We start from the raw sequence: 13968 nt of genomic DNA, 5'->3' as shown, positions 1-13968 counted from the left end.
GAGGCGCCTACTTTTGGCTTTCGTGGACGACGCTTTTTTATCATGCGTTTGCGTAACATCAGTTAATAATATGATCCTGGGTATCTTCATTGCCCAGGTTATCCACCCAACTGATGGTGATTTTATCGCCGACGTTGCCGCCTTTCAGCATAAAAGCAAAATAAGGGTCTTTAGAAATATTGGCGCCTGTATTGCCGGTAATAATGACGTTTTTATTATGCTCTACCGTGATTTCCTGAATGAAATGCGCGGGAATTAGTGCATTGGTTTTGACGTCACGATTACGCCCGTGTTCCATCGGATGAGCTATCAGCATCCTGATTTGCGTGTTGCCGTCCATGCGTTTGGTGCGGATTTTAATGCTCGACATGTTAAATCTCGCAGCCGCCAAGAGTAACGATGACCTTCTCGCTGGCGGTAAAAAAACCTTGGTCAGTTTCTACGATCACGGCTACAGCGGATGACTCGGCAATTTTTAAGCGGGCCGATACAAAAGGCGCCAGGTCTGGCGATAATTCAAATTTAGCGGCCAAGGGGATGGGGTTTTTTTCGACCAGGATCGCGATGCTTTCAACATTATTCAGACTGCTCGTTACGGTAATAGGAACAGCCGCGCCATTTTCCGCGGTTTTGGGTATCCGGATGTCGATTTTATCGGACTCGATGATTTTCTGGTCTTTGAACAAACGCTTTAAGGTCTGTTGCAGTATGTCGGTCGATGTGGTTTCGGTTAGCCATTCTGCGTTTGCCTTGGGCGAGGCTAGCGCAATCATTGAATAACCGCTGATTGCAACAGACTTTTTGATGAATGCTCTACGACTGTCGGTCATGCTTATGTTTTCCCGGCCTGGTTTAAAGCGTTTAGCGGTTGAATAAGGCCTGATAAGCCCGGGCCGATTGTTCCGGCTGATCGTCGAATAGTCCGCCGATGACCGCTAACAAGTCGGCTCCTGCTGCAAGCAATTGCGCGCCATTGTCCGGCAGAATGCCGCCTATGGCAACAATCGGGATAGTCAGCGCACGTTTTGCTTGCCGTAATGTTTCGATCCGGGCCGGCGCTGCCAGCGGTTTTGACGAGGACGGAAAAAACCGCCCGAAAGCTGCATAAGTTGCGCCTTGTTGTTGAGCGGCTATGGCTTGATCGACAAAGTTATAACAGGAAACGCCGATAATCGCGTCATCGCCCAACCGCTTTCTTGCCTCGGTAACCGCACCGTCTTCTTTGCCGAGGTGGACGCCGTCTGCGCCAACCAGTGCCGCGAGTTCGACGTCATCATTGATCAGTAACGGGACGTTATATTGATGACAGATTTTGACCAGCTCTCGGGCAAGAAAGGGTGCGTCAGCTGGATCTTTGTCCCGGTATTGCACAATGACTGCGCCGCCTTGAATGGCCGCGGCTACTTCGTTGATTACGGTGTCGCCGGATTTGTTTTCGGTTTGGGTAATCGCGTACAGCCCGCTTGCAGGGAATTTAATCACTCTTCATCCATCCAGAAAAATCGATTGGGAATATGCTGGCCTTTGCCCGCTTGGTAAGCGTTATTTAATGAATTCCATGTGTATTCCTGCGCTTCCATGACCGCTTGCAAAGGTTCCAGACCGTGCGCGATCAACGCTGCAATACTGGAAGCCAGCGTACAGCCTGAGCCGTGATAGCTGAACGGCAATCTGTCCCAGGTGTAGGTTTCCCAACTGCGCCGGTCATGGAACAGCTGATTGCTGACCGAAGGCGTGGTTTCATGGCTGCCGGTAATCAGCACATAGTCGCAGCCTTTTTCCAGTAATGCCAGACCGCAGTCGTAAAGATCCGTTAATCCCGTCAGTTTTCTGGCTTCTTCGCTATTCGGCGTTAGCACCGTAGTGCAGGCCAATAGTAAATCAACAATAGTTGCGATCAGCCGATCGTTCGACAGTTCAGCTCCTCCGCCCGCCGCCAGAACCGGGTCCAACACAACCGGAATGTGCGGATGCTGTTTTAATATTGCATGAATAGCGGCTGCGGTTTCATGATGGCCGATTAAACCGATTTTAAAAGCCTTAACCGGTAGGTCGTCCAATAAGGTGTTAGCCTGACTGATAATGGCGTCCGGGCTTTGCGGAATGAGCTTTTTTACATTCCGGGTGTCCTGTTCGGTTAAGGCTGTGATGACGCTGGCGGCATGGCAGCGATGGCTGACCAAGGCCTCAATGTCGGCTTGAACCCCGGCGCCTCCGCTGGGGTCATGGCCGGAAAATGAAAGCACGACGGGACGGATTAAGCTCATGATCGTTATTGAGGGTAATTATATTGTTGTTGCGGATAGCTTGGCTGCTGAGGGTAACCCTGTTGCTGCGGATAGCTTGGCTGTTGAGGGTAACTCTGTTGCTGCGGATAACCCTGCTGCTGAGGAGGATTCTGTTGTTGTTGTTGTTGTTGTTGTTGTTGTTGTTGTTGTTGCGCCGCCCCCGCATTGTTATTGGCGACAATAGCCAATTCAACCCGACGGTTTTGTCCGCGATTCGCCTCGTTTATATTAGGCACTTTCGGCATTCTTTCGCCCATGCCCTGCTGGGTCAGGCGGGAAAAGTTGACGCCATGCTGAGCTAAATAACTCGAAACACTGGCGGCGCGCCGTTCGGATAGTACCTGATTATAACTATCCGCACCGACATCATCGGTATGACCGGTTACAGTGATTGTCGAATCCGGGTATTGGTTTAATATCTTCGCTACCGAATCCAGGGCACTTTGCGCTTGCGGCGTTAAAGTTGCCGAATCGAACGCAAAAGTAACGCTGCTTGGCATGGTCAGGTTAAGCGTGTTTTGCGATGTCCTTTGCACTTCGATACCGGTGCCTTGCAACGATTGCTGCATTTCTTGTTGTTGGTGATCCATATACGCACCCACGGCGGCACCGACGACACCACCGGCCAAAGCGCCCCAACCGGCATTCTTAAGATCGTTGCCGCCAAATAAAGTCCCTATTCCGGCTCCGGTCGCCGCGCCTATGCCGCCGCCCATGGCCGTCTTGCCGAGACTGGATTCTCCGGTGTAAGGATCAGTGATACAAGCCGTCAAAAGAGCGGAGCTTATACCTATCATCAATAATTTTTTCTTCATAGGAATAACCCTGGTTAATTTGGATAAGACTTCTAATGAAGCCGGTTCAAGAACTCTGGTTTCAGAGCGGTATTATCATTATATAACGCCCTTAATAAATTTAAGCTGAACAAATAGTGTCGATGTTGGCGGTGCATCGCAGCATCGCAAAGGTTTCAATTAAAGTCGGTGTGTTATGCTTATTCGTCAATACAACAAGTAACGTAAACCATGCAGTTAACAGAAACAGACAATCAAGCCTATTTCGATAAAAACAAGGCCCGGGAAAAAACCTGTGCAGCTTGGTTAAAAGCGCAAAGCAAAGCGGTTCGCAAACCTATTTTATTTGCTGCTATGGCCGGCATTACCAGCGGCTTGGGTGTGATTGTCCAGTCGGCAGCACTGGCTTATAGCCTGCAAGCCGTCATTATCGACAAGCTGCCGTGGGCGTCTTTAATTACGCCATTCATCATACTGGCAGTTGTTTTTATCCTGCGTAGCGCATGCGTTTATTGGCATCAAATATTGGGATTCGAAGCCGGCGCACAAGTCAGGGCATCGGTCAGACGACAGTTGTTCGACAAGTTTTTAACGCTGGGGCCTGCCGCGATTAAGCAGCGGCAAAGCGGTGAGCTGGCAGCCGTTACGTTAGAGCAGGTTGATGCGTTGGAAAATTATTTTTCGCGTTATTTACCTCAACAAATGATCGTCGGCGTATTGCCGATTATCATGATTATCGTGATCATGCCGATCAATTGGGTGGTTGGCTTAATCTTTTTAATGACCGGGCCGCTGGTGCCGGTTTTTATGGCTTTAGTCGGCATGGGCGCGGCCTCGGCAAATCGCAGCCAGTTTTTGGCGATGGCGAGAATGAGTGGTTATTTTCTCGATCGTTTGCAAGGGCTGGCGACATTAAAGTTGTTCGGGCAGGCGACTCAGGAGTTAGATAATATCAACAATATTGCCGACGGTTTTCGGGAAAAAACCATGGCGGTACTGCGCATTGCATTTTTGTCTTCGGCCATTCTGGAATTTTTCAGCGCGGTCGCGGTTGCGCTGGTGGCCGTCTATGTCGGGCTGGGTTTATTAGGACAGATTCATTTCGGCCCGGCCGAGCAGATTACGTTAAGCGAAGCGCTGTTTGTGCTGCTGCTGGCGCCTGAGTTTTTTACGCCGCTAAGGCAATTGGCGGTCAATTATCATGATCGGGCCGCAGCGTTAGGCGCGACTGATGCTATCTTGGCAATATTGGAACAAGATACTGAGGAGTTGAATGTCGAAGGAGGCGCATCATTCGCGAACGATGCGCTTCGTACCTCGGACTCTCAGATTAACCTGATCGAATTTAACAATGTCGGTAAATTTTATGGTAAGCGGCAAGTTTTGACAGATATTAATCTGCACATTGCAGCCGGTGAAAAAATCGCCTTGACCGGTGAATCCGGGGCTGGAAAAACAACGCTTTTAAATTTGTTATTAGGTTTTGAGTCGGCAACAGAGGGTCAAGTATTACTTAACGGCCAAACGGTTAGCCGAGAGCATGCCGCAACAGCCATTGCATGGGCAGGACAAAATGCCTATATCTTCCATGGCAGTATCAAAGACAATATCGCGTTGGCCGATCCCGATGCGTCCGAACAACGCATTGCTGATGCGGCGCAAGCGGCCGGCGTCACTGAATTCAGCGCACAATTGCCGGAAGGATTGCTGACCCCGATCGGCGAGCGGGGCTATGGCTTGTCAGGCGGGCAGGTGCAAAGAATCGCGCTGGCCAGGGCGTTTTTAAAAGATGCCGACATTATCCTGCTGGACGAGCCTACCGCCAATCTCGATGCGGCCAACAAGACGTTGCTGCTGGATGTGATCGATCAACTGTTTGCAGATAAAACCCTGATTATCGCCAGTCATGATTTTGAGGTGATTCAGCGAATGGACAGACAGGTAGAATTACAGCAAGGACGGCTTGTGCCATGAACGATTTGTGGTTTTTCCTGAAATTATTCAAACCGCATAGCACCTGGTTAGCGAGCGGAATTTTTTTGGCATTGCTGACTGCATTTGCTTCTATCGCGTTATTAACGTTGTCGGGCTGGTTTATCAGCGCTTCCGCTATCGCAGGATTAATCGCTATTGACGGCAATACGCTGGCCTTTAACTTTATGTTGCCCGCTGCACAAATACGCGCTTTGGCGATTACCCGCACATTGGGGCGCTATGGCGAGCGGGTCGTAACTCATGAAGCGACGTTTCGGGTATTGGCGGGGATACGCAGCTGGTTTTTCCAGCAGCTTATTCCGCTGGTTCCGGGGCGGTTGTCGGCTATGCGCAGCGGTGATTTACTGTCGCGCATGACGGCGGATATTGACGCATTGGATGCGCTGTATTTACGCTTGTTGGCACCTGCCGTTGTGGCGGCGATTGGGATAACCGCAGTGACTGTCTTTTTGGCATTTTATTCGCCGGTCATCAGCTTGGCGACCTGTCTTATGTTAATCATTGCCTCGATCTGGGTACCGTGGGTTTTTAATCGTTTGGGACGTGCGGGGGCGGAAGAAATCGTCGTATTGGCCGCAAATTTCCGGATTCGGCAAATCGATATGATCCAGGGGCTGGCGGATTTAATCGTTAATCAGGCTTACCGGCGATTTAGCGATAAGCTCGGGCAGTTTTCCGATTTGATGATTAACATCCAGCGGCAGAACAACCGTTTGGCGGCGATTTCTTCAGCCTTCACCTTATTGCTGTCGCAGATAACATTATTAATGGCCTTGGTGCTTGCAGCGATTGCATTCAAAGACGGCCTGTTATCGGGACCGGATTCCGTGTTGGTCGTTTTTTGTGTGATTGCGGCTTTTGAATTAGTGATGCCGTTGCCGCAAGCCATGCAAATGCTGGCAAAAACCCAAAAAGCGGCCCGGCGTATCAGACAGGTTACCGAGATGCCGCCGACAATCATCCCGCCAGCTCAGGCGTTGGCATTGCCCGGCAGTTACGATTTGCAGTTAAGCGATGTGAGCTTTCGCTATTCGGACCAGCAGGGCAGGGTGCTGAAAAATATCAGCCTGACTATTCCGCAGGGCGGTAAAGTCGCTATTGTCGGCCCCAGCGGCTCGGGTAAGACCACTTTATTGCAGTTATTGATGCGCTATTACGATCCTGAACAAGGCAGTGTGTTATTGGCCGGGCAAAATATCAGGCAAATGGATGCCGATGAACTAATGACTTGTTTTGGCGTATTGTCCCAGCGCAGCCAATTGTTTGCGGCCACGATTAAAGAAAACCTGTTAATAGCTAAACCGGATGCCACGGCCACAGAGCTGAATGCTGCTGTTAAAGCGGCGGGACTGGAAAACTTGATCGGCTATTTGCCGGAAGGCCTTGAGACTTGGGTAGGCGAAAGCGGCGTCAAAGTATCGGGCGGGGAAGCGCGGCGTATCGCTTTGGCGCGGCTTTATCTTAAAAATGCGCCGGTATTGATTCTGGATGAACCGACCGAAGGATTGGATAGCGATACGGAACGGGATGTGTTCAAAGCACTGGCGGATTTTACCAGGGACAAAACCGTCATCATGGTGACGCATCGTGAAGCCGGGTTGGGCTTGGTCGATATTGTTTATGGCATGGAGCAAGGGGTTTTACGAGAGTTATAAATTATTCAATCCCACGAAAAGCCGGAAAAAAATGGATGAGATCTTTGCAAAGAGAAAAATGAAACTCAAACAAATAAAACACTTTTATATGCTTAAACAATTTCCTCTGTTGTTTATTATCTATCTGGCGGCATGTACATCTTTTCCCCAGCATTTCTATTTATATCAATCGTACTCCTTAGCTTTTAATCACCCGGAGAATACAAAACTAGGTCGTGACTTTATCAACGTGGCGAAACAACATGCCGGATTTTCCGGGTTTTGCGTTCTTAACAATGGCTTGGATGGTTTCATTGCGCGAGATCAATTAATTGCCAGAGCCCAAGCCTCTTTAGATTTGCAGTATTTTATTTTTAGGCAAGATAAAACCGGCATGGCGTTAACAGAGCAGTTGATTAGGGCTGCCGATCGGGGCGTCAAGATTCGCATCCTGGTTGACGATGGCAGCACTGTGGATGGAGATGAACAATTACTGTCTTTGGCGGCGCATCCTAATATACAAGTCCGCACGTTCAACCCGTTTTACTTTCGTGGGCATAACGATTTCGTGCGATTGCTGGAAATTAAAGCTAATAAATCTCAGCTTGACTATCGAATGCACAACAAATTGTTTATTGCTGATAATGCTGTTGCGCTGATAGGTGGGCGAAATATCGGCGATGAATATTTTCAGGTTGATCCTGACTCTCAACTTGGAGATGACGATGTATTCACCGTAGGGCCAATAGTCAAAAAGCTATCTCAAAGTTTTGATGAGTTTTGGAACAGCGTTCTTCAATACCTGCGCAAATAGTCGATCCCGCACTTACCACAACCGATGCTTTAGACCACTTAAAGAAGCAACTGACAATAAACTTGAGGGACTTAGAAAAACAAGATGAATCTTTTATTAAGCGCATTAATACCAGCCAAATTTTGAATCGACTTTTTACCGACAGCCCAAACCTGACATGGGCTACGGCACAGCTGGTTTATGACAGTCCGTATAAAAAAGATGTCGAGGACGATGGCTTGGCGGGAAGCCTGATTTACGAACCTATCAAAGAAGCTGTTGAATCAACTCGATCGGAATTGCTAATTATTACCCCTTACCTTATTCCTGGCGATGAGGGTATGAAGCTCTTCCGGATATTGCATGGTCATGATGTATCAATCCGTGTTTTGACGAACTCACTGGAGTCCACTCCTGAGCTTTTAGCTCATGCCGGGTATTCAAATTACCGCAAACCGCTATTGAAGCTCGGGGTAAAACTGTATGAAGTACGCGCAAAACCTGGAAAAGCGAGTGGAAGCGGAGAATCCAAGAAATTGACTCGTTATGGCAATTATGGGTTACATGCCAAACAGTATATTTTTGATCGCCAGAAAGTTTTTCTAGGTTCGATGAATTTCGATCAGCGGTCTATGCACCTTAATACTGAGATTGGGCTAATAATTCATAGTCCTGAGTTGGCAAAGCAGGCTCTGGAACGTTTTGAAAGGCTGACGGACGTCTCAAATAGTTACGAAGTTTTGCTGATGCGTGAACCAGCTAACACATCCGAATCGCTCATTTGGGTCACAAAGGAAAATGACAAGTTAACAGAGTATACGTCCGAGCCCTCGAAAAGCTCTATCCAGCTGATAAAAGAAGATTTAATGTCAATACTTCCGCTTGATGACGAGCTCTAGGCGTTCAAAAGCGCGTACATAATGCCCCACATGTACATGGAATAACTGCGTTATAGTTTAGATCGCGTTCGATCTTAGTGTAGCCGTTTTACGATGACATAAGTCCATGTTCGAAAAAGAAGTTTAAAGATAATTGGCTGGTTTTCATCCTTTCCGATAAAAGTTATTCTGATTGTATAGTAACACCAAGAAAAAACGCTCTGGACGTGTTGATGGTGAATTCTTGGTAATAATATCGCTAAGATAAAATCAACAATCGGTTGAAATGAGGGTTATAAATCGGTTCTTTTGCACCTTTAACTTTGTACCGGCGTGTTTTATTTCTTCTTCATCACTATTAGTTACTGAATTAATGAGCCTTTTTAGTTTTCAGTTATTGGCATAGAAATAGCTTTAATGTTAAGTGTTAACAAAAAGAACAATTTAAAAATTAAGATATTTTTAAATTTCTGATAAAGCTTACTTCTAACTAATCAAACTAAAATAATGAAAACTCATGTTCATAAAATAGCTAGATACACTGCGTTAATTTTGGTTTCAACGTTGCCCTTTGCTGTAGATGTGCTTGCAGATGCTGAAAAAAAATCAAGTTCAGTTATCTCATCTTCAGGTCCCGATAAAAGTTCGTCAGCTATCAAACGCAAAGTATTAAATGAAAAAAGTCAGCAAATTGCCAGTGAAGCTAAAGATACTGTGGCAGGTACTCAACAAGCCCTGATTGATTTAGAGAAAAACGATCCCAAAGCGGCCCTTGCAGTATTGCAGGCCGTATCAAAAAAGTTGGATATTATTCTGGCTAATAATCCAGATTTGGCTTTAGTTTCTGCTGATGTTGAAGCCGATATTTTTGATTTTGAGGGCGATGCGAAGGCTATCAAAAAAGAACTTAAGCAGGCGGATGATTTGCTCGATAGCGGAAAACTGCAAGGCGCTCGACAAATACTGGCGGGATTGGCGAGTGAAATGCAGATCACCACAATCAATATTCCTCTTAGTACCTTTCCGTTAGCGATTAAAAATGCGGTGGCTCTAATTGACGCAGGAAAAATAAGCGAAGCAGCGTTTGTTTTGGATGAAGTGTTAAATACTCTGGTTGAGCGTACAGAAATTATCCCTTTACCCATACTCCGTGCAGAAGCACTATTAACCGAAGCCTCCAGAGTGGAACATAAAGAAGATATGTCCAAGGAAAACAGCAGGGCTGAAGTGCTCAAGTTTGCTGATGCTGCAAAAGAAAAACTAAAAATCGCTGAATTGCTGGGTTATGGCGGAAAAGATGATTACAAGTTGCTTTACACAGCAATTGATGAAATTAAAGAAACCATGCATTCCGAAAAATCGGCGGCAACATGGGAAAAAGTTAAGCAAACTTTGACTGATTTAAGAAATAAAATCATACAACCTAAAAAATAATCATACGGTATAGCCATGTAGGTCGGACAAGCTGTTTATGCCCGATATTCACATACATCAAAAATCGGGCAACGAAAAGCTGTTGCCCGATCTACAAGGGTATGCAAATGTGAGTTAAATCAAAAATGGCCAGACTCGTTAAAACTGGATGAAGATTTCAAAATTGTTGTTGCTGTGCGTCGTATTTTCGACTTCAACGGCTCAAGCCGAACAAGCTGAAGATGCCAATTATCCCGAATTAAATAATCCTGACGAATTTTCACTAATGGGCGTATTGTCCGATCTTGATTGGCATGACCTGAAAGATGAACGATGGAACGCCTATTCGCAAGCAACTTATATTTCGAGCTTTAAAGATAGGTTCTCTGCGGCTTACACCAATTTGAACGGAACGCCCAACTCATTACGCCCTAACGCAGAGCGCAGCTTTACTGCGACATTTACTTCATATATCGGACTTAAAACCTGGATGGGCGGGGAATTTTATCTAGCCCCGGAAATGATTTCCGAAACACCACTTTCCGGGTTAAAGGGGATAGGCGGAAGCATTCAAAATTTTGAGTTGCAGAAAAATGGTTCGGCAAGTTCCACCTGGTATTTATCAAGGGCATTTTATACACAAACCTTATCGCTAGGTGGAAAAAGTAGTGAGGTTGATTCCAGCGCTCTACAACTAGCGGGGGCCGTTGAAAGTCGCCGCTTTATTGTTACCGCAGGCCATTTAAGTGTCATAGATATTTTTGATAAAAATATCTATGCAGGGGATCTTCGCCATCAATTTCTTAATATGGCTTTTATGACCAATGCCGCCTATGATTTTGCTGCCGATGCAAGAGGCTATTCCTGGGGTATGGTTGGGGAATATTATTTTGATAATTGGGCGTTTCGGTTCGGTCGATTTGCCACGCCTAAAAGCCCTAACGATGAACCCTTGAATTTCGACATATTCAATTTTTATGGCGATCAGGCGGAACTTGAACATAAACATATTCTCAAAGGGCAGCCGGGGGCATTAAAAGTTTTGGTCTATAGGAACCGCGAAAGATCGGGGGCGTTTAGCGATGCTATTACGGCATTCCAAGTCGATCCGAACAAGAATGCCACAACATGCACCGCTTTTAATTACGGTTCCGATAATGCCTCGGCACCTGATCTTTGTTGGGCTAGAAAACCTAACATAAAAATAGGGGTCGGCTTCAATCTGGAACAAAGTATCACACAAGATATAGGTGTCTTTTTCAGAGGCATGTATTCAGACGGCAAAACTGAAGTTTATTCTTATACTTCTTCCGATCGATCCATATCTTTTGGTGCGGCTATGAAAGGCCTTCGTTGGGGGCGGAAAAAAGATACGCTAGGACTTGGCTATGCGCAAAGTTGGATTTCAAGCCGGCATGTCACCTATTTGAATATGGGCGGAATTGATGGGTTTATAGGCGACGGCAAGATTAATTACAAACCCGAGCAGGTTGTAGATATTTACTACCAATGTCATGTCATTAATTCTGTCTGGATGTCTCTTGACTATCAACATTTAGCCAACCCGGCTTACAACTCAGATCGCGGCCCTGTTGATATTTATGGGGCCAGGGTTCATTTGGAATTTTAATATGCAGGTTGTGTTGACCAAGGAAGCCCAACGGATCAGAGCTGAAAAGTATTATGCTTCCTACCTAGCCCAACCTTGTATCTTTACTTTCGCCATGGTTAGCCACCTTGAATGAGTACACGAAGCGTAACAAACGGCATGGCCATCGCTTGCGCCGGTCCATATAGCCTTTTCTATCCTTAAATCGAGTAAATCCTTTGGCCCAATTTTTTTACTTGCAAGAGGCAGAGAGACGGTATTTACTGAGCTGTTCAGGCACTACTTTTGCTGCTAGAATCCAAGCGGCTTTAATCCATAATAATAAATTGCCCACATAAAAAGAAGGTAACGCTCATGTCAGAATATATTTCCGAAGCAACCGAAATTGCTAACCAAGAAGCCGAACGCGCCAGACAGGCTGCAAACCGTTGTCAAGACCTCTATCTATCTGCTGAACAATCCCAACGAGCCGCTGAACGACAGGCACAAGAAGCTTCCGAACGTGCCGTTCAAGCTGATCAGCATGCACATCAAGCCGCATTAGTTCTTCATCATGCTGAAACACATGCTGAAAATGCCGGTAACTCAGCTCAAAGCGCTAATGACAGCGCCCAAACCGCAGCCCAAGCAGCGATTAAGGCGGAGGATGAGGCGCAACAAGCCCGCAACCACGCCGAAACAGCCGCGAATGCGGCGACTGAAAGCCAGGCTTCTGCTCAGACAGCGCAAGATTGTGCCCAGCAGGCCCAACAACAGGCTGAAAATGCCGGGCACTCAGCTCAGGATGCAAGCGGTAGCGCCCAAACCGCAGCCCAAGCAGCGATTAAGGCGGAGAATGAAGCACAACAAGCCGCTCGATTTGCCAGCGAGGCTCAAACATCCGCCTATTTGACCGGCCAGACTGTGAGCCAATCTCAGGAACATGCCGCCCAAGCTGCCCAGTTTAGTGAGCAGTCGGCCAGTCGTGCTCAAGAAATTGGACAACAGCTCAGCGAAGCGCAAACGGCTATGGACAGGATACGGGGTCTTCATCGACAGGCCGAGTTTGTATTATCACAACTGCAACAATCGCTTTCCGAAACTCAAAATGCCCAGCGCTTGGCTGAACAGGCTCGCGATGATGCGCAGAGACTGCGTGATGATGCGCGGAAATTGCATGAGCAGGCCCAAGAGGCCACAGCTCTCATCCTGGATCATTCCCGCAGTGCCGAACAAGCCAAAGCCGAGGCGAGTAGCGCCGCCGAAGATACGAAAAATTCAATGTTCAAGGCCAGAGCTGTATTGTCGCGTGCTTTTGCTGCGGTTAAGTGGTAATAAGAGTCTCTTGCCTACCTTGAATATCAACCCGTAGAGCGCAATAGCAGTTGTATCGCGTATTGCGCTGTATGGTAATCTCGCCATGCGACGCAGTGCACTACGCTATTGCGCGCCTTACAGCGTTACTTCAAAGAGCCATGGTTGAAAGCATTCAGTTTTGAGATCGGGCAACTGCTTTTCGTTGCCCGACATTTGCTTGTGGTGATGTTGAGTATAAACAATATGTCCGTCAAGTTATCATTGTGTGCAAATACTTAAGCTTTATAGGTTCTATTATTGATTATTTGAACGAAGTCGTTCCGGTATCATCGCCGATCGTAAGTTTTATTTCTATCGGCTTTGCGATACTGCTTAGCCGTGTACCGTACTCCGATACCTGAACACCAAACTGCTTACCGCCCAGCGGTTTAATGAGTACCTCAACCCAAATATTGTCTATCTCACCTACAAAAGAATAGGGCAAATTATGGATCTTGTGGAATGAACCGGGAGGAATCTTCACCGTGGCGTTACCGATGCTGAGTGTTACCGGTTCTGTTAAGGGATCAATGCCATTGCCTTGTCCTAGTGTTAAATGAGACAACAGAAAAAGTGACCCTAGGCGCTTATTGATAATAAGTTGGTTGACTTTGAAGTCGCTGAAAGGAATGCTAGTTGGGGCAGGGGTGATAGCGAGATTTGCTCCAAAAACATATGAACCCAATAAAAAAGGCGCAGCTGATACGGGTAATACGGCTAGCAAAGAAAAGGAGCAAAACCACCTCGAACAGCAGCTTGGCATTAAACCTCATCTTGGTCAGTTGGCTATCTTCTTTAAAACAGTTTGTGTTATGCATAATTTTCTCCTGTGGTCAGCAACAATTAGCAAGTTAAAAAGCAGGAATTACTGTTCTGCTTTCTGGTTGGTTTAACACTGTTATTGTGTTGAGGAGAGTAAATCACGACTCAAAAATCTTATAAATTGTCTGGAATACATAAGGAAGCGCTAGTATATAAATGGGGATCAGATATTCGCGATGGAAAACAGCGCCAAAATTTTACCAAATTGACACCGAAAAGAGCGTTAAAATTATCCAAAAATTAATTTATATATTATTGATAATAAAGGTATATGTTTTTTTTATAGCAAAGGCGCGATGATCAGTGGAAAAATTTGAAAGCTGTTTTCCAATTGCGGGCGGCTTAATACAGCCAAGGTCGAGTAGCCCCAAGGAACTGCCCCTTGAGGCTCTCACAGAACCGGACGT

The 13968-nt window shown here is 46.6% G+C and carries 14 protein-coding genes; 8 read left to right on the top strand and 6 right to left on the bottom strand.

Annotation, left to right across the window (positions count from 1 at the left end):
• Positions 1-58: 58 nt before the first annotated feature.
• The 5 genes from soxZ to V7051_RS20350 are packed head-to-tail and all read right to left on the bottom strand — an operon-like array spanning position 59 to position 3103.
• Positions 59-370: a thiosulfate oxidation carrier complex protein SoxZ gene (gene soxZ, locus V7051_RS20370; RefSeq protein ID WP_333878134.1), complete on the bottom strand. Its 312-nt coding sequence runs from the start codon at positions 368-370 to the stop codon at positions 59-61.
• A gap of 1 nt (position 371) precedes the next feature.
• Complete coding sequence (soxY, locus tag V7051_RS20365) at positions 372-830, bottom strand: thiosulfate oxidation carrier protein SoxY (RefSeq protein ID WP_333878133.1); 459 nt, start codon at positions 828-830, stop codon at positions 372-374.
• Positions 831-861: 31 nt separating this feature from the next.
• A complete protein-coding gene (gene thiE / locus V7051_RS20360) occupies positions 862-1479 on the bottom strand; it encodes a thiamine phosphate synthase (RefSeq protein WP_333878172.1) in 618 nt (205 codons plus the stop codon).
• Positions 1479-2267: a bifunctional hydroxymethylpyrimidine kinase/phosphomethylpyrimidine kinase gene (gene thiD / locus V7051_RS20355; RefSeq protein ID WP_333878131.1), complete on the bottom strand. Its 789-nt coding sequence runs from the start codon at positions 2265-2267 to the stop codon at positions 1479-1481. Before thiD ends, thiE begins: the two co-directional genes overlap by 1 nt.
• 5 nt (positions 2268-2272) lie before the next feature.
• Complete coding sequence (locus tag V7051_RS20350) at positions 2273-3103, bottom strand: OmpA family protein (RefSeq protein WP_333878128.1); 831 nt, start codon at positions 3101-3103, stop codon at positions 2273-2275.
• Positions 3104-3313: 210 nt separating this feature from the next.
• Between V7051_RS20350 and cydD the strand changes: the two genes are divergently transcribed.
• The 7 genes from cydD to V7051_RS20315 all read left to right on the top strand — a co-directional run bounded on the left by cydD (position 3314) and on the right by V7051_RS20315 (position 12718).
• Positions 3314-5056, top strand: coding sequence for a thiol reductant ABC exporter subunit CydD (gene cydD / locus V7051_RS20345; RefSeq protein WP_333878126.1), 1743 nt, complete (start codon positions 3314-3316; stop codon positions 5054-5056).
• Positions 5053-6732, top strand: coding sequence for a thiol reductant ABC exporter subunit CydC (gene cydC, locus V7051_RS20340; RefSeq protein WP_333878124.1), 1680 nt, complete (start codon positions 5053-5055; stop codon positions 6730-6732). Before cydD ends, cydC begins: the two co-directional genes overlap by 4 nt.
• Before the next feature lie 31 nt (positions 6733-6763).
• A complete protein-coding gene (locus tag V7051_RS20335) occupies positions 6764-7525 on the top strand; it encodes a phospholipase D-like domain-containing protein (RefSeq protein ID WP_333878122.1) in 762 nt (253 codons plus the stop codon).
• The gene (locus tag V7051_RS20330; protein WP_333878120.1) at positions 7492-8403 is read left to right on the top strand and encodes a phospholipase D-like domain-containing protein; all 912 of its coding nucleotides are present in this window, start codon (positions 7492-7494) and stop codon (positions 8401-8403) included. Before V7051_RS20335 ends, V7051_RS20330 begins: the two co-directional genes overlap by 34 nt.
• 486 nt (positions 8404-8889) lie before the next feature.
• The gene (locus V7051_RS20325; RefSeq protein ID WP_333878118.1) at positions 8890-9816 is read left to right on the top strand and encodes a YfdX family protein; all 927 of its coding nucleotides are present in this window, start codon (positions 8890-8892) and stop codon (positions 9814-9816) included.
• Positions 9817-10081: 265 nt separating this feature from the next.
• On the top strand, positions 10082-11425 hold the full coding sequence (locus V7051_RS20320; RefSeq protein ID WP_333878170.1) for a carbohydrate porin: 1344 nt from the start codon (positions 10082-10084) through the stop codon (positions 11423-11425).
• Positions 11426-11758: 333 nt separating this feature from the next.
• The gene (locus V7051_RS20315; RefSeq protein ID WP_333878116.1) at positions 11759-12718 is read left to right on the top strand and encodes a hypothetical protein; all 960 of its coding nucleotides are present in this window, start codon (positions 11759-11761) and stop codon (positions 12716-12718) included.
• Between the two features lie 283 nt (positions 12719-13001).
• Here V7051_RS20315 and V7051_RS20310 read toward each other — a convergent pair whose 3' ends face one another.
• Positions 13002-13304, bottom strand: coding sequence for a hypothetical protein (locus V7051_RS20310; RefSeq protein WP_333878114.1), 303 nt, complete (start codon positions 13302-13304; stop codon positions 13002-13004).
• 46 nt (positions 13305-13350) lie between these two features.
• Between V7051_RS20310 and V7051_RS20305 the strand changes: the two genes are divergently transcribed.
• Positions 13351-13632 (top strand): hypothetical protein, encoded by a 282-nt coding sequence (locus V7051_RS20305; RefSeq protein ID WP_333878112.1) that lies wholly within the window; start codon positions 13351-13353, stop codon positions 13630-13632.
• Positions 13633-13968 lie beyond the last annotated feature (336 nt).

Origin of the sequence: Methylobacter sp., assembly GCF_036845245.1 — a bacterium.
Taxonomy (GTDB): domain Bacteria; phylum Pseudomonadota; class Gammaproteobacteria; order Methylococcales; family Methylomonadaceae; genus Methylobacter_A.
The sequence above is the reverse complement of the archived record's forward strand: the minus strand, read 5'-3'. Positions and strand labels throughout refer to the sequence as shown.

Bases quoted from the DNA above. Each gene is read 5' to 3' on its own strand.
- soxZ (WP_333878134.1), bottom strand. From the start codon at position 370: ATGTCGAGCATTAAAATCCGCACCAAACGCATGGACGGCAACACGCAA.
- soxY (WP_333878133.1), bottom strand. From the start codon at position 830: ATGACCGACAGTCGTAGAGCATTCATCAAAAAGTCTGTTGCAATCAGC.
- thiD (WP_333878131.1), bottom strand. From the start codon at position 2,267: ATGAGCTTAATCCGTCCCGTCGTGCTTTCATTTTCCGGCCATGACCCC.
- V7051_RS20350 (WP_333878128.1), bottom strand. From the start codon at position 3,103: ATGAAGAAAAAATTATTGATGATAGGTATAAGCTCCGCTCTTTTGACG.
- cydD (WP_333878126.1), top strand. From the start codon at position 3,314: ATGCAGTTAACAGAAACAGACAATCAAGCCTATTTCGATAAAAACAAG.
- cydC (WP_333878124.1), top strand. From the start codon at position 5,053: ATGAACGATTTGTGGTTTTTCCTGAAATTATTCAAACCGCATAGCACC.
- V7051_RS20335 (WP_333878122.1), top strand. From the start codon at position 6,764: ATGGATGAGATCTTTGCAAAGAGAAAAATGAAACTCAAACAAATAAAA.
- V7051_RS20325 (WP_333878118.1), top strand. From the start codon at position 8,890: ATGAAAACTCATGTTCATAAAATAGCTAGATACACTGCGTTAATTTTG.
- V7051_RS20320 (WP_333878170.1), top strand. From the start codon at position 10,082: ATGGGCGTATTGTCCGATCTTGATTGGCATGACCTGAAAGATGAACGA.
- V7051_RS20315 (WP_333878116.1), top strand. From the start codon at position 11,759: ATGTCAGAATATATTTCCGAAGCAACCGAAATTGCTAACCAAGAAGCC.